21 protein-coding genes are annotated in these 22,677 nt (G+C 45.5%); 5 read left to right on the top strand and 16 right to left on the bottom strand.

The genetic code is table 11. The features are described from left to right. Positions 1 to 142 precede the first annotated feature (142 nt). From BLV90_RS05480 to BLV90_RS05460, 5 genes are all read left to right on the top strand, one after another. Positions 143 to 1,306: a pyridoxal-phosphate-dependent aminotransferase family protein gene (locus BLV90_RS05480; RefSeq protein WP_091737488.1), complete on the top strand. Its 1,164-nt coding sequence runs from the start codon at positions 143 to 145 to the stop codon at positions 1,304 to 1,306. Further along, positions 1,284 to 2,867, top strand: coding sequence for a phosphoglycerate dehydrogenase (serA, locus tag BLV90_RS05475; RefSeq protein ID WP_091737481.1), 1,584 nt, complete (start codon positions 1,284 to 1,286; stop codon positions 2,865 to 2,867). Before BLV90_RS05480 ends, serA begins: the two co-directional genes overlap by 23 nt. Before the next feature lie 345 nt (positions 2,868 to 3,212). After that, a complete protein-coding gene (locus tag BLV90_RS05470; RefSeq protein ID WP_091737476.1) occupies positions 3,213 to 3,914 on the top strand; it encodes an SDR family oxidoreductase in 702 nt (233 codons plus the stop codon). 522 nt (positions 3,915 to 4,436) lie between these two features. Next, complete coding sequence (locus tag BLV90_RS05465; protein ID WP_091737469.1) at positions 4,437 to 4,760, top strand: hypothetical protein; 324 nt, start codon at positions 4,437 to 4,439, stop codon at positions 4,758 to 4,760. 785 nt (positions 4,761 to 5,545) lie between these two features. Then, positions 5,546 to 6,589 (top strand): hypothetical protein, encoded by a 1,044-nt coding sequence (locus tag BLV90_RS05460; protein ID WP_091737463.1) that lies wholly within the window; start codon positions 5,546 to 5,548, stop codon positions 6,587 to 6,589. A gap of 836 nt (positions 6,590 to 7,425) precedes the next feature. Here the strand turns inward: BLV90_RS05460 and BLV90_RS05455 are convergent. From BLV90_RS05455 to BLV90_RS05380, 16 genes are all read right to left on the bottom strand, one after another. Continuing rightward, entirely contained in the window at positions 7,426 to 7,902 is a 477-nt protein-coding gene (locus BLV90_RS05455; RefSeq protein WP_091737457.1) for a GNAT family N-acetyltransferase, read from the bottom strand. 546 nt (positions 7,903 to 8,448) lie between these two features. Further along, positions 8,449 to 9,252 carry a sulfotransferase domain-containing protein gene (locus BLV90_RS05450; protein ID WP_091737450.1) on the bottom strand — a complete coding sequence of 268 codons (804 nt, stop codon included), beginning with the start codon at positions 9,250 to 9,252 and terminating at the stop codon, positions 8,449 to 8,451. Between the two features lie 186 nt (positions 9,253 to 9,438). After that, positions 9,439 to 11,271, bottom strand: coding sequence for an ATP-binding protein (locus BLV90_RS05445; protein WP_091737444.1), 1,833 nt, complete (start codon positions 11,269 to 11,271; stop codon positions 9,439 to 9,441). Next, the gene (locus BLV90_RS05440; protein ID WP_091737440.1) at positions 11,268 to 11,993 is read right to left on the bottom strand and encodes a response regulator transcription factor; all 726 of its coding nucleotides are present in this window, start codon (positions 11,991 to 11,993) and stop codon (positions 11,268 to 11,270) included. The genes BLV90_RS05445 and BLV90_RS05440 overlap by 4 nt, the downstream gene beginning before the upstream one ends. 58 nt (positions 11,994 to 12,051) lie before the next feature. Further along, a complete protein-coding gene (ccsA, locus tag BLV90_RS05435) occupies positions 12,052 to 13,269 on the bottom strand; it encodes a cytochrome c biogenesis protein CcsA (RefSeq protein WP_091737436.1) in 1,218 nt (405 codons plus the stop codon). After that, positions 13,266 to 14,864 carry a cytochrome c biogenesis protein ResB gene (gene resB, locus BLV90_RS05430; RefSeq protein WP_091737432.1) on the bottom strand — a complete coding sequence of 533 codons (1,599 nt, stop codon included), beginning with the start codon at positions 14,862 to 14,864 and terminating at the stop codon, positions 13,266 to 13,268. Before resB ends, ccsA begins: the two co-directional genes overlap by 4 nt. Before the next feature lie 118 nt (positions 14,865 to 14,982). Further along, complete coding sequence (locus BLV90_RS05425) at positions 14,983 to 15,705, bottom strand: pseudouridine synthase (RefSeq protein WP_091737430.1); 723 nt, start codon at positions 15,703 to 15,705, stop codon at positions 14,983 to 14,985. 134 nt (positions 15,706 to 15,839) lie between these two features. Then, a complete protein-coding gene (locus tag BLV90_RS05420; RefSeq protein WP_091737428.1) occupies positions 15,840 to 16,376 on the bottom strand; it encodes a spore maturation protein in 537 nt (178 codons plus the stop codon). Positions 16,377 to 16,410: 34 nt separating this feature from the next. Then, positions 16,411 to 17,013 carry a nucleoside recognition domain-containing protein gene (locus BLV90_RS05415; protein WP_091737425.1) on the bottom strand — a complete coding sequence of 201 codons (603 nt, stop codon included), beginning with the start codon at positions 17,011 to 17,013 and terminating at the stop codon, positions 16,411 to 16,413. Between the two features lies 1 nt (position 17,014). Beyond that, positions 17,015 to 18,160 carry a D-alanyl-D-alanine carboxypeptidase family protein gene (locus tag BLV90_RS05410; RefSeq protein WP_091737422.1) on the bottom strand — a complete coding sequence of 382 codons (1,146 nt, stop codon included), beginning with the start codon at positions 18,158 to 18,160 and terminating at the stop codon, positions 17,015 to 17,017. A gap of 108 nt (positions 18,161 to 18,268) precedes the next feature. After that, positions 18,269 to 18,745, bottom strand: coding sequence for a GerW family sporulation protein (gene ytfJ, locus BLV90_RS05405; RefSeq protein WP_091737419.1), 477 nt, complete (start codon positions 18,743 to 18,745; stop codon positions 18,269 to 18,271). Beyond that, a complete protein-coding gene (locus BLV90_RS05400) occupies positions 18,718 to 19,380 on the bottom strand; it encodes a DUF2953 domain-containing protein (protein WP_091737416.1) in 663 nt (220 codons plus the stop codon). Before BLV90_RS05400 ends, ytfJ begins: the two co-directional genes overlap by 28 nt. A gap of 163 nt (positions 19,381 to 19,543) precedes the next feature. Continuing rightward, positions 19,544 to 20,170, bottom strand: a complete 627-nt coding sequence (gene scpB / locus BLV90_RS05395; protein ID WP_091737776.1) for an SMC-Scp complex subunit ScpB — start codon at positions 20,168 to 20,170, stop codon at positions 19,544 to 19,546. A 1-nt stretch (position 20,171) separates the two neighbouring features. After that, positions 20,172 to 20,939 (bottom strand): segregation and condensation protein A, encoded by a 768-nt coding sequence (locus BLV90_RS05390; RefSeq protein WP_091737413.1) that lies wholly within the window; start codon positions 20,937 to 20,939, stop codon positions 20,172 to 20,174. Between the two features lie 29 nt (positions 20,940 to 20,968). Beyond that, positions 20,969 to 21,451, bottom strand: a complete 483-nt coding sequence (gene ribH / locus BLV90_RS05385; RefSeq protein WP_091737410.1) for a 6,7-dimethyl-8-ribityllumazine synthase — start codon at positions 21,449 to 21,451, stop codon at positions 20,969 to 20,971. Between the two features lie 21 nt (positions 21,452 to 21,472). Next, the gene (locus BLV90_RS05380) at positions 21,473 to 22,672 is read right to left on the bottom strand and encodes a bifunctional 3,4-dihydroxy-2-butanone-4-phosphate synthase/GTP cyclohydrolase II (protein ID WP_091737407.1); all 1,200 of its coding nucleotides are present in this window, start codon (positions 22,670 to 22,672) and stop codon (positions 21,473 to 21,475) included. Positions 22,673 to 22,677 lie beyond the last annotated feature (5 nt).

Below are 22,677 nucleotides of genomic sequence, written 5' to 3'. Positions count from 1 at the left end.
CGAGTCTTTCGTCCCTCACCACTAACTAGTGGTGTGTGGATGAGAGGCTTTTTTAATTCCAATCACTAACCATCGGCGCTGTTCGGTTCACACCCAATCGATTGACATACACTTGACATATACAGTGAAGGAGAGAGACCACATGCTACCCGATAAGTTTCGTCTTCAGATTCCTGGTCCAACGCCCATTCCCCCAGGTGTTCAACAAGCGATGGCTCAACCGATGATCGGCCATCGGGATCCGGATTGTTCTCGAATGGTGGTTGACCTTAGCCGCCGGCTTGGTCCGGTATTCGGTACGAAAGAGCCTGTCCTTATTTTTACATCCAGTGGAACCGCTGCTCTTGAAGCCGCTGCAGTGAACACCCTTGCACCAGGGGAAGAGGCAGCCGTCGTTGTCTCAGGTGCCTTTGGAGACCGTTTTGCCAAAATCCTTGAACGATATGGTATCACCCTCCATCGTCTTGATGTTCCATGGGGAGAAGCTTGTCAGCCAGAGATACTAGCTGATTTCCTAAGGAAACATCCTCAAGTGAAAGCTGTGTTCCTCACCTATTGCGAAACCTCTACCGGTGTCCTTCATCCCATTGGTGAATTAGCTACTGTCATCCGTCAAGAAACAGAAGCCCTTGTTATTGTAGATGGAGTAAGTTGTATCGGCGGGGTAGAGAGTCGCTTTGATGAGTGGGGTCTAGATATCCTTGTCACTGGTTCACAAAAAGCACTGATGCTCCCCCCTGGCCTAGCCTTTGCTGCGGTAAGTGAACGCGCTTGGCAGGTAATAGAGAACAACCCTCAGCCTCGCTTTTACTTGGATTTCAAGACCTATCGGACCAACTTAGAAAAGGAAACCACTCCATATACTCCAGCGGTTTCTCTCCTTTTTGGTCTTACCGAGGTCCTTCAAATGATCGAGACTGAAGGATTTACCCAAGTAATCGAACGCCATGATCTGATGATGCGGATGACCCGCGCAGGGATTCGGGGAATGGGTCTCACCCTTATGACTTCGGATTCAGATGCCTCCCCTACTGTTACTTCCATACTGGGAGGAAACGATTGGTCATCTGAGGACCTGCGTAAAGAACTGCGCCGCTTATCGTTCCGTGTCGCAGGCGGGCAACAGCATCTGAAGGGCAAGATTTTCCGCATTGGCCATATGGGCTACTGCGATCCAGTCGACGTCCTTTCCACCATCGCTACAATCGAAGTAGCCGCGAAACGAATCAACGCCCCCGTTCGTCTTGGAGCGGGCATTCAAGCAGCCGAGGAGGAACTCATCCATGCTCCGAGTCTTAATCACTGACCCCCTGAGCGATCAGGGAATCGAACAACTTACCCAAGCTCCTGACGTTGAAGTCATCATCAATACAGGACTTTCACCTAGCGAACTTCTAGAAGCCATCCAAGATGTAGATGCTCTCCTCGTGCGGAGCCAAACCAAAGTAAGCGCCGAGGTCATTGCCGCTGGTAAGAACTTAAAAGCCATTGGCCGCGCTGGGGTAGGTGTAGACAATATCGATATTCCTGCGGCGACAAGCAATGGCGTTGTCGTGGTAAATGCACCTGACGGTAATACCATCTCCACCGCTGAACACACCTTTGCCATGCTGATCTCTATGGCACGCAACATTCCCCAGGGTTACCGTTCTACCGTCCAAGGGGAATGGAACCGGAAAGCCTTTGTCGGGGTGGAGCTCAACCATAAAACCCTCGGCATCGTCGGACTCGGGCGCATCGGCACTGAACTCTCAAAACGAGCCAAGGCCTTTAACATGAACGTCCTCGCCTTTGATCCCTATCTAACAGAAGAACGAGCACAAAAAATTGGGGTAACCAAAGCCACCTTGGATGAAGTTATCACATCCTCGGACTTTATCACCGTCCACACCCCGCTCACCAAGGAGACTCACCATTTAATCGATGCAGGCGCTTTTCAACGGATGAAAGATGGTGTCCGTATCCTTAACTGCGCCCGGGGTGGAATCATCCACGAAGGTGCTCTTTATGAAGCGATCCAGAGTGGTAAAGTAGCTGGAGCTGCCCTCGATGTTTTTGAAGTGGAACCACCAGGAGAACACCCCTTGCTCACCCTGCCCCAGGTTACGGCGACTCCGCACCTAGGAGCATCCACCCGTGAAGCACAGGAGAATGTTGCCATCGATGTAGTAGCAGAAATTTTGCACATCCTTCGGGACGAACCCTTCAAAAACGCGGTCAATCTCCCCTCGATTCCCCCAGAACTGGTGGAGAAACTGCAACCGTATCAGATCTTGGCAGAGAAGCTTGGGCATTTTGCTAGCCAAACAACCCATGGCGCACTAGATGAGTTAACGATCACCTATTCAGGAGAGTTGGCCGATTGGGACACCTCTCCTCTCACCCGCATTGTACTCAAGGGCGCACTCTCTCACTATCTCTCTGAGATCAATTACGTAAACGCGCCTCACCTTGCGAAGGAACGGGGTGTACGTGTCACAGAGCAGAAGGTATCTAAGGCACAGGGCTTCACCAATCTCCTCACAATTACGATCAAAACCGATGCCCACCACGAACACACCATTGCTGGTACGCTTCTCAATGGTTTCGGACCTCGGATCGTTAAGATCGACCAATACTCCGTAGATTTGCAGCCAACCGGTCATCAGCTCCTCATCCATCACCATGACCGCCCGGGTGCAATCGGCCGTGTAGGGACGATTCTAGGTGAACGCAATGTCAACATCGCTACCATGCAGGTGGGCCGAGCCGATATAGGCGGCCGTGCGATCATGATGCTCACTGTGGATAAGGAAGTACCCAAAAAATTGCTCGAAGATCTGGAAGAACTCGAAGAGATCCAGGCTGTCACAGCCATTGATTTATAATTGATGTGCACCCCTAAAGTAGACACAGGAAAAACCCCCTGTGAGATGAACTACTTAAAGGGGTGCTCTTTTATGGATAAAAAAGGGTAAAAATTTAAACATGATCCCTATTTGTTAAAATTGAAGGTGGTTGAAATGAGATTAAAAGGTATACCCGCCGATCTGTGTAGATCTAAGTAGAGACCTACTAGTTCGTAGTTATAATACATACTGCCCTGGGTAATAAGTAGAAAGACAACGTTATCTATCGATAGCCATTGGATCATCAAATAAGCACTCCCCCTTACCTTCGCGCTTGATTAAATACCTAGCCAATTATCCGTACAAATGAGGAGGATACATACCATGGCAGACCTTTATGGAAAAGTAGCCATCGTCACTGGAGCAAGTAAAGGATTGGGCGCCGCGATCACCCGCCGTTTCGTAAAAAGTGGTGCGCAAGTAGTCGCCGCAGCCCGTAGTCGAGATAAGCTAGAAATTTTACATCGAGATTACCCGGATCAGATTCTACCCATCCCCTGCGATGTAACGAATCCCGACCAAGTTCAGGATCTCATCAACCACACCGCCCGAGAACTCGGTCGTATCGATATTCTGGTCAACAATGCTGGATTAGGTCGCTTTGCTCCTGTAAAAGACCTCACCGTCGAGGATTGGGATCAGATGATGAACGTCAACCTCAAAGGCACCTTCCTCGCCTGTAAATATGCGATCCCCCACCTAATAAAAAGCAAAGGCCACATTGTAAATATCTCCAGCGTTGCAGGTAGCGTCACCTTCCCTGGCGGAGGTGGTTACTGTGCTTCCAAATTTGGACTTATGGCTCTCTCCGACATACTCACCCAGGAACTAAAAAAGGACGAAGTCCGAGTCAACACCCTCTCCCCTGGTTCTGTCCAAACGGAATTCTCAGCGAATCCGAAGGATTACGCTCTCACCGCCGAACAAGTGGCTGAAACCACTTGGATGATGGTTACTGCTCCCAAGGGTGTGATCTACAGCAATATCACCATGCGTCCTCAGGTACCTCCTGAGTTGCAGAAGTAGGGTTTGTGGGATTGATGGCGATGGAGATAAATATGCGATATACCAAAAAGCTCCCATCATCACGGGAGCTTTTTAGATTTGATCTTCGATAAGGTACGATTAGAAGCAAATTATTTTTAATTGAGTGATTTGAGTTAAAATTGCAAATTGGTTAAGATATTCATATCGATCCGTATGATATCGAGGTGTGATTAATTATGAATTGGGATATCCAAAAAATCGGTGAAACCCAATCTTCCGATTAGTAATCTCTCCATTATACACTTTCCATATCTCAAAGGCTTTCGGGCTACGTGCCCTGGCCATGGTTCAGCACCTCACCACTAGTAATCTTCCATGTGCTCCGGTTGATTAAGATGACTCTTAGTAGTCGTTTACAATTATAATAGTTCTTTTATTATAAAATAATATTCTACCTGTATTTACTAAACGAATAATAAAGGATGAAATTCCTTCTTTTTTTCTTTTTATATAAGTAATATACTAAGTTTGTAAGATCAAAATAATTGAGGAGGCAATAACATGAATGGGTTAAACCTTCGAAAGATCACGATGATGTTCACGTTATTACTTGGCTTTTCGCTACTAGGGAGCGGAGTGAGTGAGGCCAGTACTCCTACCAATGATCATATGACGAAATCACCCCTAGTAGCTAAGAGTAAATGGGGTAAATGTTCCAATTCAGTCCAAGATGCAAAAGATCTTCTTTACTCAGCGGGGATCACAGAACCGTCCGACTATCCTTACATAGTTCGGGATCGACTTGAATATGAATCCCAAAATTGGTGGGGAGACGCTAAAAGGACGGCGAATGAAATCATTACTGAAATTAACTATTATTGCTAAACGAACATACGTAGATTCTGAGCAACGTGTAGGGTGTAAAGAATAAGGTGTCCGGTAGCCACATATATTCTCGAAAACGGGACTGCAAACTCTATGCAGTCCCGTTTTTGTGCGAGTGAGGATCCACTTTTTTGTTTCATCGTTGCTAGCAACGCACCCAAGCTTTTTTTTACCAATAGCATATAGTAACTTAATGTGGCACTCTAAAGGACCACTTAGGTAATAAACTCATTTGATTGCTTTAACGGACTGTATAAGGCATACAGTCCGTTTTTTTGTGTGTGGGTACGTATATAACGTTACATAACGGCGGCTACGTAACCTTGCCGTTAAAACCAATGTAATCCCAGTTATATCAAGGTTTTCGGACGTTTGTGATCGACACACTCTGTTACGTAACCTATTGATTTCCAATACATTTTCTATGCAAAAAGGCCGCCAACCCTTGGTACATAAGGGATTGTTGCCTTATTCAAGCAAACACTTTGGGACCGGTCGGTCTCTCAGGAAGGGTCTCTTGTTTAAGTTGTTTCGCATATGTTCCTCAAAACAGATACAAATTTTACTACTTGCATGGTGTACACTGTAAATGGTACTCCAACTTTAATTGGGGCCTTATCAAGGCCTTCTTTTTTTGGTATTGAAGGGTGAATATTACTCTTTTGGGATAAAACGAATATAATTACTAGAATACCATTAATTACAGATTGAAAATTATGCCGTAATCTATTAAATTTATTTTATATAGAGAGAGGGAGGACAAAAAAATAAAGGGAGAGATGATCGTGCAAAATGTAAAAAGAAAAGTGTTTACTGGTGCGCTGGCTTTACTGCTTGCTGCTAGTGTGAGTGCCGGAGCGAGCTCAAAAGCCTTTGCTGCACAAGATGGTAAGGGGAAATTACCCGAAAAGTATATTCAAGGGTATCTAGTAAAAGACGGTAAGAAAACACCGGTATATAGTGATAGTAATAAACAAAAAAGTGATAGTAAAATACCTATGTCAGCTGAAGATGGTACTAGTGAGTATGCGGCTAATTACCCTACATTATCAGCAGATCCCTATGCGCCTGCACCGCAAAAAGGAAATACGACAACCGAATCGGCGGAGATTGGAAATATCCTATACTTTGATGGTGAAGGTTCTATTAATTCAGACAAGGACGGTACAATAACTGGTAAATATTATTTGGAGAAAAAACCCGATGGAAACGTAGAAATGGGACTCTATGATCCTGAGACGCTCAAATTACATCCTTCTCCTTTAAATGCTGTAAGAATAGCTATTGGCGAAGAAGAGATGGTAAAAAAATATGGAGCAGCCTTTGCTTGGAGTAAAGCTTTTGATGGAACATCCAAGCTAAAAAGAGAGACACAATTTAACTTAGTTAAAACAAGCACGGCTGACAAAGCAGTAACGTATAATTTTAAGGAAGATATTACACATGGTGTACAAACTTCGGATATGTTTAGTTTTGCATTCACAGTTGGATATAAATTTTCTGTTCAAGAAGGTGTGCCAGGTGTAGCTCAAGCTACTGAAGAAATAAGTTCTTCTCTAACGGAAACCTATCAACACAACATTTCAGTTACGGATCAAAAAACCACATCTGAGTCTTTTACTTCTCCAGCAGTTAATAATCCAGATTATAAATATCCCGTCTATAGAGGAGCAGGGTATCAGTTAAAATCCACTTATACCATTATACCTGGATCTGGTTTGAGTCAACTGATGAAAGATTTCTCTGAGCTTGGAGATTTGGCTAAAAAGCAATATCAATATAATGATGATGAAATGTATTTCCCCTTGACACCAGGCTCCCATATTTAATAATTTCGAAAAACAGGTAGCATGACTTTCACAGATAAAGACCTTTCAACACCCCCCTTTTCTGAAAAGGGGGGTGTTCTTATAAAATACTGCCCTTCTGTGCAGGATGCATCCTGTATAATGAGAACAAATGATCGGGTGGTGGTACCACTTGAAAAATAAAATCGACTATAAGGAGCTGTACGATCAGCTCGAGCAAGCAGTCTTTCTAAGTACTATGAGCTGTTAGATATCGCGATTCATATGGGTGGTCGTCCAGCTCTCCAGAAACGCATCTGGAAAGTGGCCAACGAACTGATGGAAAGTCGGTGACCAAGCGGCCAGTGGTCGCTTTTTTATTTGAGTTGTTTCTCAAAAACGAACGATCCAAAGAGCTGCTATGTTGAAAAGTGTTGGCCAACGTTTTTTTCGTTCGGATTCACAAATAAAGCCCTTCTCTCCGCCTTTCTAAGCCGACGGAGGTAAGAGGATTGGAGATTGGATGGGGCTTTTCAATCCATAAAAATAGAGCAGCGAGGTCGTAACCGCTACTCCTTCAATATCGACGATAAATATAAGGTTGAGAGAGTACCCACTAGGGTCTTGCTCCCAGTATAAACGCGAATATTATTGATCGCAAAAAGTGTAACATCTGTAACATTTGTAACAATTACTAGTTAGTTGCCCGTCAGTTGCTGGTTCTAGGCCAATTTATCAGTTTATTTTGTCCCCCACAATACATTATTTCCCTTAAAATTTCACCCGATTTCGGTCTTAGATACCATTTATCTGAGTATTTTATATAAATAACATCCTAAATTTCTATCATTCTAGTAAAACGAGATACTAGTTAGTTTTCACTTGCTTCTGAGATGTTTTTTCATCTTAATGCTTGTTGGAATATACCCCATCTTGATATATAACTGATACGCACGTTTGTTGTGCCCGAAAACATGTAACCCGATTGAACTTACATTCATCGAGGCAAGGTCAGTTTCAAGTGCAATAAGTGCCTGCTTTCCATATCCCTTACCTTGAAATTCTTCGTATATCTGAATGCTGTATATAAAAGCTGATTTCTCGCCCTTGTTTTCTTTGACTGCATACCAAACCGTGCCTATTGCACCTACTACTTCGTGATGCAATGAACACAGAAAATGTCCATTCGTTTGAATCCCTTTAGGTAATAGTTCATTTGTTTCTTTGGTCGCTCGTTCAATCGATTCTGATGGTGTCCATCTGCCTTCCTTTGCATTTTCTTCGGCATACTCTCTGATTGTCTCTTCGAAGAACCTTTTATATTGTTCTTCGTTCATTCGAACCAGATTTATCATGGATGCTCCTCCAATTACTTTCAACAGCAATTCTGTAAAAAAGCGATTTCCGGTGTGAAAATATTAGAATTGTAACTAATCTTGACTTAATACTTATTTTATCAACTAACTCATCCTCATTGTTTAACTATCGTATTTTTTCGTACAATATGTCAAATGGGTGGTTGATTTTCCCCCAACAAAAAAACCGCCACCCCAGTCATACCAAGGGATGGCTGCTTTTTACTGAGTTTTACACAACACATTTGTGTTAAACTCATTGGTTATCGAAGAGGACATGAAATGAGGCCACAGGATATTAACTCTGTGACCTTCTTCAATCTTCATAGAGATCCTCTACACCAATAATTAACTGGAAGGGTATCCAACGAATATCCTCACCATTACGTATTATGACCCGCCTTTCATGAGTTACTACCCTGTAGTAGAGGTGTTTGACTGTTTGACTGTCTGAACTGATGAGCCATCACACCATACTGAAAAAATTTAATAGGCTACCTATAGTCATCTAGTCAGTAAATCACTTCAGGCAGCCATTAGCTCAGCCTACCACCGAGCATTCTTCTCATACCCTAGGCGTTGTAAAAGATCTCCTGTCTCTTTTTTAAAAGCTTTCTTCACGCGGGGGGTAAATTCGGTACGCCAGTTCCCGATGCGTCCGTTGCGGAAGGTGGTAGATTGGGAAGGTTTGATGTTCTGTATCATCCTACGAGCCATGACCACTTTAGAAAAGGGAAGTGGCACTCCTCCTCCCCAAATATACTCAACAATCCTCTTCACAGCGCGTGTACGGGATTGGGAGTTGCGCACCATCTCTTCAAAAGTTACCGAGTGTATTCCCGGTTTACCTAACCATTGATAGTTAGCTGAAGTATATTCAGTAAGGCTTGGCCAACCACATTTGCCAAAGCGCACGATCTGGGGACGGGTGGGACGGACACCTTGGATAATAGCAAGCAATCGCTGTTCTTGGTTGGGAAGATGATGCATGTACTTAAACATGTGGTGGCGATAATTTTGTTTCACTCCGAAGATGGGACTTGGTTTCATCATAAAATGAGTCAATGAGACGGCTATATCCCGCGGATCTCGACTAATAAAGATCGGTTTGATGCCTAATCTTCTAAAAAGGGGTAGATAGCGTGAGGAGTACGAGAAGTGAGAGAGAGCTACTTGCCCACTTTTCATGTTTCGCAGGAGTGATAGATCCGTTTCATAACACCATGGGTTGTACTTTTGGAGCATTTCCATCCCAGGGATACCCATCGTTAACTGGAGAAGGAGGTGTGTCCCGCTCTTAGGTACAGAAATAACAAGCAGTTTGGGCATTTTTCTCGGTTTGTTCAACATTAACTACTTCTCCTTCATATCCATGCATCATATTTTCCTATAGTTTATTCTGACACTCATAATTTGATCTTGGTTCACGTCCCTACCATAAAAAATCCACCCTTAGTTATAGTTAATGAGCCTCTCTCCTCGAACCTAAGCAAACAGTAAAAAGATCTGATCATTGTCTCTGATCAGATCTTTTTATCATATAGAGGAATCCTCCACTTTTTTCGGTCCTGTAAGAGGCAATTGTACGACAAAGCGGGTACCTTCTCCAAGTTTACTCTTCGCTGTCACTGTTCCACCATGGGCTTCTACAATATGTTTAACAATTGAGAGACCGAGACCCGTGCCGCCTGATTGACCACGGGTTCGTGCTTTGTCTGCTTTATAGAACCGTTCAAAGACAAAGGGTAAGTCCTCTTCCGGTATTCCACTTCCAGTATCCTTTACGGTCAGTTGTGCCTTATCACCGATCCGGTTAATTGTTAGTGTAACCTTCCCACCTTTCGGTGTATGGCGAATCGCATTATCTACGAGATTCGTCAATACCTGCTCCACTTTATCCTCATCCCATATTACTTCAGCAAATATGGACGGAATCTTATCGATTAAGGTAACCTCCTGCTCTCGAGCGATGGCCTGAAATTTACGTAGGATGCGTCGGCCCAATTCTGTAACATCTACTGATGCGGTCTCCAGGCGTATGTGTCCTGCTTCCATGCGCGCTAAATCCAAGAGTTCTCGTACCAATCGTCCCATTCGTAAAGACTCGTCGTTAATCACCGTTGCAATCTCTCGCTGTTCCTCTGGAGTCTGAGCAAAGCCATCGAGGAGGGCCTCGCTGTATCCCTGGAGCATGGCGAGGGGGGTACGTAGTTCATGGGAAACATTGGCCACAAAGTCCGTTCGCAGTTTATCAAGCCGTCTTTCTTCTGTCACATCCCGCAGAACTGCAACAGCTCCACTTACATCGCCACGTGCATAGAGAGGGGCCATCACAACCGCCCAGGTGCGACCATCCTTGGCTACATCTCCGAAAAGTTCCTTCTCCTCTGCAATCACCTGCAAAAAGATCTCATCTAACTGGAAGGGCAATCCCCGTTTAGATGATTCTTCACCCTCATCACTATCACTATCCCAGTCCTCTAACAACCGATTTGCTGGGGGATTGGTAACGATCACCTGTCCCTGGGCATTCATAGTGATCACCCCATCGGCCATACTGCGCAGGATACTAGCGAGTTGTTCTTTTTCCTGGGAGAGAGCATGGATCGATTCTTCCAATTGAGCCGCCATTCGGTTAAAGGCTACAGAGAGGTCGCCAATTTCATCTCGTTCATGGGAACGGACAGGGATTCGTGTGGAAAACTGACCCTTAGCCATTCGTTCTGCCGCCTTTTTCATCTGGATCAAGGGCTGGGTGATCCGAGAAGATAGGAAAAAAGCAAAAATCGTTGTAAGGAAGATTCCGATTAAGGCAGAGTAGAAAATGAGCTTCTTAATTTGACTCTCAGATAGCTGTTCCTGGGTACGGTAAAGCACGACCGCACCATTTACCTTCCCTTGTTTATTTTTCAAGGGGTAGGCAACCATCATAATTTCATTTTTAAAAAGGGGGAAGGTGGCTTTCCCCTTCTCCCCTACCATGACGCGTCCACGCAGGACTTGCTTTTTACCACCAAACACTTGATCGATCTCTGTTTGCTCTAATATATCCTGCCAGGGGAGATCTGGAACATTGGGAGAGACATCTGCCGGCTTTACAGAGCCATTGGGGCCAAGCACAATCATATACGTATCATACAAGTCCGCTACTTTTAGCACGGAGCGGAGATACTCCTTTTGATCGTCCTTTGAAGATTTTTCGAGGGTCTCCTTCACTTGAACAGCTAATTGATCAAGGCTATGTAGCTCGGCTTGATAATAGGTTTCCATGATCTGCTCAGTCAAAAAGAGAGATAGCACCAACAATACAGCCGTAACCAAAACGATGATTGTCAGCCAAAGTTTTCCGACGACACTGCGTAAAATCACTCTTTAGGCACCTCGAGCTTGTACCCTACACCCCAAACCGTATTGATCATGGAAGCTGCATCAGCAGAGACACGATTCAGCTTTTCACGTAGGCGTTTAATATGGGTATCAACCGTCCGAAGATCGCCGAAAAACTCATAATTCCACACATCTCTGAGTAGCTCTTCCCGTGTAAAAACTTTATCCGGTGAGGTTGCCAAGTAATGAAGAAGTTCGTACTCCTTTGGCGTCAATGACACTTCCCGCCCCCCTGCTCTCACCTCATGAGCATCATGGTCGATGGTTAGCTCAGGAAAGACAATAACATTGTGCGTCTCCGTCTCTGTTGAAAGAAAAGCGGTCGCCGATGCTCGCCGAAGTACAGCTTTTACTCGATGAACTAATTCTCGAGGGCTAAAGGGTTTTACGATGTAATCATCGGTCCCCGCTTCGAAGCCCTCCACACGATTACTTTCTTCTCCCCGAGCGGTTAACATAATCACCGGGGTTGCTTTTTTATTACGGAGCTCTCGAACCACATCCAATCCGTCCACTCCAGGTAACATCAAGTCAAGTAGAATCAAGTCGTAATCCGTTTCCAGTGCCTTGACCATCGCCTCTTCACCGTCTTCAGCCTCATCGATGCGATATCCTTCGCGCTCGAGATACATCCGTAACAAGCGGCGAATACGGTCCTCATCATCCACCACTAGGATGTGCTCCTGTTTTACCACGTGACTCACCTCTCTGGCATCCACAAAAAATGATTGTTCCTATCATACCATAATCTTGATGATTGTATCAGGCGTAAGAATGTAACCCCGCCAGTACTAAGTTGATTGCGATCAGATTTAGCATGATGACAACAAATCCACCGACAGACATCCACGAAGATTTTAATCCATGCCACCCTCGAGAGAGCCGCAAATGCAGGTAGACACTATAAAATAACCACGTGATTAACGCCCAGTTCTCCTTGGGGTCAAATCCCCAAAAACGCCCCCAGGCCTCATGGGCCCAAATCATCGCAAAGATCAATCCACCTAATGTAAAAATGGGATAGCCAATGGCGATGGCACGATAACTCACTTCATCCACCATCTCTAAATCAAGATTTTTCACAAGGGGGAATAACAGTTCATATAGACGGCGGCGCAGGAAAAGCCGGAGTAAACCATATAGGATCAAGCCGGAGATGACTGACCAGATAACCGTGTTCAGCTTACCAGCAGCCTTCTCTCCCTTTAACCAAGAGGGAGCCTCAAAGAGTGGCTTCTCCAGTCCAGCGAAAGAATCTACTTTGCTCACTTTACTATCATGGGGACTAACTATCGGGAGCATCGAATATTCTTCTACAACAGGCTTTTCATCGACAGAATGTTGAAAGGAAGCCTGATAACCTAACCCACTAAAAATCCCCGACATCACAACAAAACCAACCAGCATCAGGAGTAGAACAAGCACACCCTCAAGAAAAGCCGCAGTTCGGGTATGCGTTCGATTTCCTTGACCTACCCAACAGATTAGGTAAATCAGACCTGCCACAAACCCCACCGCAAGCGCTCCCTCACCAATGGCCACCGTTGTGACATGGATACCGAGCCAATAACTTTGTAGAGCAGGTATCAGCGGCTTCACCTCTGTAGGGAAAACAGAAGCATAGGCCAACATGATTACCGCCAGTGGCATCACAAAGGCACCGAGGACAGTAATTCGATAAATAAAGTAAATCACGATATAAGCGGCCACAATGGACAAGCAGAGAAACGCAGTAAATTCAAACATGTTGCTTGTAGGAAAATGCCCACTAATCGCAATCCGAATCACCGTAAAAAGAATATGTAACGTACCACCGATAATAGCTAAGACCAAGCCTCGCCGGCTCCAGCGCTGTGTATGCACATCCTTTCCTACACGGGATGCTTTTCCAGTTACAGCCATTACATAGGCAATCGTTGAAAATAGATAGAAAAAAAACGCGGCAAGGAGAGCATACTCCATTGCTTGTTCCATCATCATTCCTCCCGTCTCTGATCAGGAGAGAAGGAGAGCGAAAGACCGGTTACTTGACAGGCCTGCTCCAGCTCCCTTCGTAGCCCGAACCAATTTTTATTGGTATGTGCACCTACATAAAGGTTGTCATCCTTCACACGAACCCAGATTCGACGATGGTACCAAAAGAATCCCATCGACAGCCCTACCATAAAGATCCCTAGCCCTGTAAAGATAATGGGCAAACTTTTGTCGATCCGTACCATAAGGCCTGTTGAATTTGCTGTCTCTAACCGTGTCAGATCGATCGTATAGCGATTGGCTTTGCTGATATCATCCAAATTTGTCCCTGCGATCATCCAAGATCTTTCCGGTTTTTTCAGTTTAGGTCCCGTCACTTCAAAGACAAAAGCAGGACGGTTAGCCACCTCAGATTTAGTAGTAGGGCGATTCCCTTCCATGACGAAATCAGGGAAGTAATTGAGAATTCGTACCTTCATTCCATTTTTCAAAGTGTATTCTGGAGCAGGTTTATAGAGATTAATGCGAAATTCCCCCAACTTGGCCTTCGTTTTCTTATCGGTTAATTGTAAACGAATCGCCTGGGTCTGATTCGCCTCAAAATCAGCTTGATAGAGAAGCAAATCCCCAATTTTCATCGGATGATTGACAGAAATAGGGCCTTTTTTTACTTCCTGCAATTTGCCTGTTTTGGGGTTTTTCTTATAAAGAATCGCCTTTGTTTCATACTTCTTCACTACCGGTTGCCCATTTTCAGCTTGTTCCCGGGAATCTTTCTGATCGTATAGTTCCATCGTTGCTTTTACATTTTTGATATAGTATCCGACTTCCGGTAACTTTTTTGTCTTCCCATCTTGAACAAAAACAGACTCGTCTAAATACCAGCCAGGCATAACAATCCGTAGCAGAATACCAACAAGAAAGATGATAAGGCCAATATGGTTGATATAGGGACCCCAACGACTAATCCGTCCCTTTTCAGCAAGGAGAGAACTCCCTTCTTGCCGTATGTAGTACCGTTTTTTCCGTAGCGCTTTGGATAGCGCTTTCAAAAGCTCCCCCTTATCCATTTCTTCAGGGATGGGTTGAGTGCGACTCACCCGTTGACGAGTAAGAAACACAGGGCTTTTAACGATTTTCTGATTGTTAAGCGCTTTGTATAGAGGAACTACTCGATCCAGACTACAAACGACCAAAGAGATTCCGATCATTGCCAACAAAATCATAAAAAGTGGAGAGTTAAATACATCAGACAAACCTACATTGTAATAAAGATCCCCTAGTGTACCATATTTCTGTTTATAGTAGACATCTGGGTTCCCACTAGGAATCACACGTTCCTGGGGAAAGATCGTTCCGAGGGCTGAAATCACCAACGTGATTACAATCAACCAAACAGCGATTTTTACTGAAGAAAAGAAGTTCCACACATGATCCACCCAGGTGGTTTTCTTCGTTTGAGATCGCCGAGCTTTCCCATCGTAACGCATCTCCAGGGGTTGATCCGAGGCATTTTCCTCTTCCAAGGGTTTACCACAGTACTCACACAATGTGGTACCAACAGGGTTACTATGTCCGCATTCACACTTGGTATTTTCCATCTCGCCACCCCCCCACTCGGCATCTACATCTTTTGCCGGAGCAATAATCGACCATTTATCTATTATAACGCTCACAGACAAGGGCTCTAAAAGCTTCTTATGACTATTGTTTGAAAGATCAGAGCTTTACTAATTCCTTTAGATGAGTAATTTCTTGCTTCGTCAGAACTCGGTACTGTCCACGTGCTAGACCTTCTAGCTCCAGAAAAGCGACTTTCGTACGGACGAGCCGTTTCACAGGATGGCCCACTGCTTCACACATCCGACGGATTTGCCGGTTACGACCTTCATGGATGGTCATCTCCAATACTGCATCCTTACTTTCATTTTTCACCGTAACGACTCGAACTTCTGCAGGTGCTGTCCAACCCTCTTCTAAGCGGACTCCATTGGCTAATCGTTGCACGGTTTTTTCATTGGGTGAACCCTGAACCGTCGCTCTATAGGTTTTTCCCACTTCAAAACGAGGATGAGTCAGGCGATTGGCCAACTCTCCGTCATTAGTTAAGAGTAAGAGACCCTCTGAGTCGTAATCCAGACGCCCTACAGGATAAACCCGCTCAGGTATCTTCTTTAAAAAATCGGCAACGGATTTACGTCCCCGTTCATCGGATAAGCTCGTGATCACCCCTCTAGGCTTGTGGAAAAGGAAGTAGCGTTTATTTTCTTTTTTTATCGGCCGCCCATTCACTTCAATCCAATCGGAGGATGGATCCACTTGCGTCCCTAGTTCTGTAACCGTCTTGCCGTTCACTTTCACCTTACCCTCGCGAATCAAATCTTCACTTTTTCGGCGAGAGGCAATTCCCGCTGTAGCCATTACTTTTTGTAATCGTTCCATTTTGTCACCTCATTCACATCTTATCCATCTAGGTGACCCTTCACAAGCAAATCTGTCTCCGTGTCACAAAAAGAACACGAAAAAGCACGCCAAAGACAGCCAAACTCCATTGATTAGGATTTTTGGCTGTCTAATCACGTGCCAAAGAGGAGGCTGACGATCAACCAAGAGGCGATTAATCCAGCGAAGTCTGCAAGCAACCCTACCTTCAATGCATACCTTGAGCGCCGGATACCCACCGCCCCAAAGTAGACCGTTAACACATAGAGCGTCGTATCCGTACTTCCTTGCATCGTCCCAGCTAATCGTCCGAGAAAGGAATCTGGACCATAGGTACGAAAGATGCTTTCTACATAGGCCAGAGCTCCCGCCCCTGTAATCGGACGCATCAAACCGAGGGGGAAAACTTCCTCTGGAAAATGTACCATAGAGAGAAACGGTTTAAAAAGACCTAGATAAAATTGAAGGGCTCCAGTCTCTCGAAAAATTGAAACAGCCACCATCATTCCTACAAGATGAGGAATGATTTGAATCGCTGTAGGGAATCCCTCTTTTGCCCCATCGATAAAACTCTCATAAACGGGGACTCGGCGGGTAGCCGCATAGAGCGGAATAAACGCAAGGATAGCTGGAATCATCCATTGGGAGATCTGGGACACAATCTCTAGCATGCGACAACCCCCTTCTCCCCAGGAGGGATTTTACCTACTTAGCATCAGATCCAGTCGATGCTTCGAATCGCCGACGAAACCACCGATCCAACAAAATGGCCACAAGGGTAGAGCACACAGTGGCAAATATCGTCGTGCCGATAATATCCGTCGGGTTTACTGAACCATGTTCCATTCGCATCCCAATAATCGTAGTCGGTATTAGCGTCAGACTGGATGTATTGATCGCCAGGAGGGTACACATCGCAGGCGTTGCCTTTTTAGGATCAGGATTAAGCTTTTGTAATTCCTCCATCGCTTTTAATCCCATCGGAGTGGCCGCATTCCCCAGCCCGAAAAGGTTAGCACTCATGTTAGAGAGAATATAACCCATAGCCGGATGCCCCTTTGGAACGCCTGGGAATAGGAAACGAACAAAAGGGTCAAGGAGCCTGGCCAATTTTTTTAGTAACCCTGCATCCTCAGCAATCCGCATCATCCCGAGCCAAAAGACGAGAATACTGATCAAGCCGATACAAACCGCCACTCCCTCCTTTGCTCCCTTCAATGCAGCCATCGTAACAAGATCAAGCTCTCCTTGCATCGCACCTGCTACCACACCACTAAGGATCATAAACAACCAGATGTAATTAACCATTCTATCCCCCACTCCTACCTAAGACCTCAGCAATGACCTGTATCCAATCACTTAATGAGGTCTCTTCCTTTGGCACACCACTGATTAAGGGGACACTACCGATTAACTTACCCTTTAGATAGATCCGACCAATACCAATCCGCATACCTTCTTTCTTTATCTTCGAAACGGGATATGTCAACATCGGCTTCACCTCAGCTGTCCCCTTTTCTTCCTCTGTTAAGGGGTAGGTGAAGGGTTTTTCTGCAATCATCGCTAACCCAGACCGCCTCCATTTGCTAAGAGGGGCTATTTTTTGCCCTTTGCTAATCAATTCGGCAGCATGATACTGATTAAACCCATAGTCTAAAAGGTTCATGGAATCATTCCAGTCATCAGAGGCATCCAAAGTAACGGTAACAATCTGACGACCTTCCCTTGTCGCTGAGGAAACAAGGGTCCGTTTAGATAATTTGGTGTAGCCTGTTTTCACACCGTCTGCTCCAGGATAAAGGCGTAGCATTTTATTTTTGTTTTTCCATCGGCGTTGCCAATCTTCACCTGGCCAGGGCACCTTTTTCACCTGGGTTGAGACAACCTTTTTAAAGATGGGGTTTTTTAATGCATAGGCTGTTAATCGTGCCATATCCTCCGCTGTGGAGTAATGCTCATCGCTATCTAATCCGTGGGGGTTTTCAAAGTGCGTTCCCTTCAAGCCGAGATACGCTGCTTTTTCATTCATCATGTAAGCAAACCCTTCAAGCGATCCTCCTACATGTTGAGCAATCGCTACCGCCGCATCATTTCCTGAGCGGAGCAAAAGACCATAGAGCAATGTACGAAGCGGCACCTGATCCCCCTGCTTCAAATAGATCGACGACCCTTCCACACCAACAGCACCAGGCCCAACCGTCACCTTCTTATCCACATCTGCATTTTCAATAGCCACAATCGCCGTCATGATCTTGGTCAAACTAGCGATTCGCATCCGTTTTTGCGCCTCTTTTTCAAATAAAATTCGGTTACTGTTAACATCGATCACTGCTGCAGCATGGGCACTTAGTTCGCTAGAAAGTTCTGGTGGCAACTCTCCTCTCACCGCTTGAGCTCCAGACGTACAAAAGAGGAGCGCAAGAATGGCCGCTGTTAGGATGGCTGGGTATCGCATCACTTTCCCACCTTCAGGCTTGTTTAATCCCATTTATATGCAGATGGGACAGGGTTATGAAAACCATTAAAAAAAGACCGTCTCCTTTAAAGAGATGGTCTTTTTTTATCAGTCTAAATGGGATTCTGGGCCTGAATAGGAGCGGCCTTTTTTGTTTCCGCCATTCATCATACCCTGTACTTTTTCTACCAGGTTGGGGGCCAATTCGATTAACCGATCGTACAAATTATTCGATCCTTCTACATTAAGCATCCGGATACCACGATCACTTACAACGAGAAATCCAATGGGTGTGATGGAGACACCACCCCCACTTCCTCCGCCAAAGGGCAGGGGATTTTCTTTACCCTGTTCCTGTCCACCTTTTCCTGAACCAGATCCCCCATTTTTCCCCTCTCCATCACTCTTCTTGCCGCCAAATTCACTACCGCCAGCTGCAAAACCAAAGCCCACACGGGAAACAGGAATAATGATGCTACCATCTGGAGCCTCAACCGCATCCCCGATGATCGTATTCACATCCACCATTTCTTTAATATTTTCCATCGCTGTGGTCATTAAGCCTTGGATAGGGTGTTCCGCCATTTCCCTTCACCCCCTTTGTCCATGCGAAGAAATAGCTGCACACCAGTACGAATAGCGTGCCCGACTTTAAAACGGACGATGCACTCTAAATCCGTTTCCAGACGTTCCTCGGTGAATGATGGGCATACATCAAGATAAGGATCTTTTTTCCATTGCATATACGAACCGATAATACCGACAAGGCTCGATTTTATCCCCCAGGCGAGTCCGGTAATCACACCGGTCTCCGCAGCATCCCCTGTCCCTAATTTTGAAGTCCAAACCAATTTTTCACACACGATATGACCAATAAATTTTCTAATAATATCAGATAGATGAACAATATTCTCTTGAATAAGACGCCAGGTTTGTTGAGCTCTTTTTATTGAAGCGAAATTAATTCGTTCACGAAATCTCTTCCCCTTAGTAGGAAGATTACTTTTTGCATTTTCCCTCACCTGAATTCCTTCCTCGTTCCACTCGACCTGGGAAGCTTGCCAGCGATAGCGAACCAACCCCCATAACCATCCGATATGTACGGATAAAGAATCATCCTCCCCTTGTCGACGATATACTAGACGGATTCGTACGGAAGTGAAAGGAATTATACAGAGGAAAACTGCTACAATAATGCCTAGGATGAGCCACCAAGACATGGTTGCCCTCCCCCCTTCCAATATTCGTCAGTATGGACAGGGAGAAGGTATATCATACAAGATAGCGTGTTAAAGAAAACTACTTGAGGAAGATCAAAAATCCCCACCGAGTACAACTGGTGGGGATTTTCCGAGATATTGGGTTAGTTTTGCTTCATTTTCTTTAGTTACCTTCCCCTGTTTGGACAGGTTTAGGTTCCAAGGCATCGTTTTCTGTGGTTTCGGAAACCGGTTCAACACCCAGTCGCTGGTAGAGCGCCTCCCGCTCTTGCTCCAATTCTGCCCAGTTGAATAAAGAGTCTGCTGGGGGCAGTTCTTCAATGCGGGAAAGTCCGAAATAATCGAGGAATTCCCGGGATGTGCCATACAGGATCGGACGACCAACACCTTCTGCACGCCCCACATCCTTGACCAACCCTTTTCGTTTCAAATAGTAGATGATCTTTTCACATTTCACCCCGCGGATCTCTTCCACATCTACGCGGATGATCGGTTGTCGATAGGCGATAATGGCTAAGGTCTCAAGCGCAGCCCGAGAAAGCTGGGATCGAGTGGGAGAGGAGGCTAACCCTTCAAAATATTGTTGATGCTCTGGTAATGTAGTCAGTTGATACACATGGGCCATTTCCACAATTCGCAACCCACGTCCAGCTTCTTTCCACTCCTGGATCATCTCTTTCAATAGAGCACAAACTTTTCGATGATCCAGGTCAATGATCTCAGCAATCTCTCCTACCTTTAATCCTTCATCACCGGCAGCAAAGAGGAGCCCTTCGATGACTGCTTTCATGTTATCCAATAGAGGGACCTCCTCCCGCAGGTTTCGCTTCAATTTCCATATCTGAAAATAAGTGATGTTGCTGTATTTTCACACGATGGGTCTTCATTAGCTCAAGGATCGCCAAAAAGGTGGTAACCACCCGTTCTTTGGTTAACCGTTCCCACTGAAGAAGCTGAGAGAAACGAAGCCTGCCTCCCTCCTTTAGAACCCGAAGCGCAATCTCCTCCATCCGGTCACTCACAGAAATCTCCTCCCGACTCATCTCAGTAAAGTCGGTTTCCTTCTCCACTCGATTCGTGAGAGCATCTACGAAGTATTGGAGTAAGTCCTCTGGTGTCACGCCTTGGAGAGGGTTCTCTGTAGGCGCATAAGGAGAGAGATCCATCGGAAGGCGTGTGTATACTTGGCTTCGTGATTCTTCCCATTCGCGCAGGTTATCCGATAATCGTTTGTAGCGTTTATACTCCAGTAGCCGCTGGATAAGCTCTTCCCGAGGATCTAATCCACCCTCTTCATCGCCGAACATATCTGTTAATTCAACCGGCTCTGCCCGTGGAAGTAACATCCTGCTTTTGATCGCCAATAGTGTTGCTGCCATCACCAAAAACTCACTAGCCACATCCAGTTGTAGTTCCTGTGTCGCCGATAAAACTTCCATATACTGATCCGTTATATGGGCGATGGGGATCTCTGTGACATCTACCTCTGCTTTATCAATCAAATGTAAGAGGAGGTCGAGTGGGCCTTCAAACATATCCAGCTTGATCTTGACATCCACAGTCCAGCTTTCCCTCCTCGATCGCTTTTTTAACCTTTAGAGACCTTTGTCAATTCCCGCTTCACATTAGCAGTCTCAATCGCAGCCGCCGCAGCTTCCCAGCCTTTATTACCTGCTTTAGTACCTGCACGTTCTATAGCTTGCTCGATTGTATCGGTAGTCAATATACCGAAGATCACAGGCAACCCATGCTTCAGAGAGGTTGCACTAACTCCCTTAGCGGCTTCATTACACACATAGTCAAAATGAGGCGTCGACCCACGGATAACCGCTCCTAGGGTGATCACCGCATCAAAACGACCGGATGCTGCCATCGTGTCTGCAATCAAAGGAATTTCAAAGGCCCCAGGTACCCAAGCAACCTCTACATCCGCGTCATTGGCTCCATGACGACGCAGGGCATCCTGGGCGCCTGCCAACAATTTTCCTGTTATCAATTCATTGAAACGACCGACAACAATACCAATACGTAAACCCTCAGCCGTTAATTTGCCTTCATATACTTTCGTCATTGATAAACTCTCTCCTTTTATTTAGAAATGGAGCATATGTCCCAGTTTACTCTTTTTCGTCCTCAGATACTTTTCATTATCCTTGATCGCGGCCATCTGAATGGGTAAAACTTCTGTTACCTCAAGGTCATACCCCTTAAGCCCCGTGATTTTACGAGGGTTGTTGGTCAATAATCGCATCTTCTTCACACCAAGATCCCGCAAAATCTGAGCACCAATCCCATACTCACGTAGATCCGGACGAAAGCCTAATTCCAAGTTGGCCTCCACGGTATCCATGCCCTCTTCTTGAAGCTTATAAGCCTTTAGTTTATTGATCAGTCCAATACCCCGCCCCTCTTGTCTCATATAAAGAAGGACACCGCGCCCTTCCTTTTCAATTTGGCTGAGGGCAGCATGGAGTTGGGGTCCACAGTCACAACGATGAGAACCAAATACATCTCCTGTTAAACATTCGGAGTGAACACGCACCATTACTGGTTGATCCGGGTCAATTTCCCCCTTCACCAAGGCGATATGCTCTTTATCATCCACGTCATTCTTATAGCCTACTGCGGTGAACTCCCCAAACTCCGTTGGAAGCCGTGTCTCTACCACCCGTTCGACCAACTTATCCTTCCGATTGCGATACTGAATCAAATCCTGGATCGTAATCATTTTCAACTGATGTTTATCAGCTAATTCCATCAGGTCAGGCACCCGAGCCATAGAACCATCTTCCTTCATCACTTCACAGATCACCGCTGCTGGATAAGCTCCACACAGACGTGCCAGGTCTACTCCTGCCTCTGTATGTCCTGCGCGACGAAGTACGCCACCATTTTTCGCTATCAAGGGGAAGATGTGTCCAGGGCGATGAAAGTCCTCCGCTTTACTACTGTGATCGATCATCGCTTGAATGGTTGCTGATCGCTCATGAGCAGAGATCCCCGTCGTACAAGAGTGATGATCGATGGAGACGGTAAAGGCCGTGCCGTGGCTATCTGTATTACGACTCACCATCGGAGGTAAATCCAATTGCAATGCTCGTTCCTCTGGTATCGGGGTACAGACAAGTCCTCTACCATGGGTAACCATAAAATTGATTACCTCAGGACTCGCTTTCTCTGCTAAGGCAACGAAGTCCCCTTCGTTTTCTCTATCCTCATCATCCACCACGATGATCACACGGCCCTGGCTTAATTCAGTAATCGCTTCCTCAATCCTATTAAAGGGTCGCATTGTCC

This window comes from Marininema mesophilum, assembly GCF_900106775.1.
GTDB classification, from domain to species: Bacteria; Bacillota; Bacilli; order Thermoactinomycetales; family DSM-45169; genus Marininema; species Marininema mesophilum.
Note: the sequence above shows the minus strand (reverse complement) of the source record. Positions and strands in the feature narration are given on the sequence as shown.